The 306-nt window shown below is 38.6% G+C and carries 1 pseudogene; it reads right to left on the bottom strand.

From position 1 onward, the window contains the following. Positions 1 to 112: 112 nt before the first annotated feature. Positions 113 to 306 (bottom strand): annotated as a pseudogene (locus CWC11_RS20905) (ABC transporter substrate-binding protein); the annotation flags it as partial.

The following is a 306-nucleotide window of genomic DNA, read 5'->3' on the forward strand; positions in this document are numbered from 1 at the left end:
CAAAATAGGCAACAGGCTATGCAAAACATTAAAAATAAATTTGGATTCTAACTTATGAATGATTTCGCAACGGATCAGGACATTATTTGGTTTTAGCAAAACCAAAAAGCAATCAATCGGTAAACACACGAGAGCAGCGAGCACGATACTGAGCAACATAGTCTTCATCCGCCCATAGTTTTTTAAGCCCTTCGTTATACAACTCGACATATTCACTATGATGTTTATTGATTAGCAAATAGCCTTTTTGAATAAAAGCTGGGATCGCTTGCGCCACTAATAACTCCGCCTCTTCAGCTGGCAGTT

The organism is Pseudoalteromonas sp. S3178 (genome assembly GCF_005886985.1).
In the GTDB taxonomy this organism is placed as follows: domain Bacteria; phylum Pseudomonadota; class Gammaproteobacteria; order Enterobacterales; family Alteromonadaceae; genus Pseudoalteromonas; species Pseudoalteromonas carrageenovora.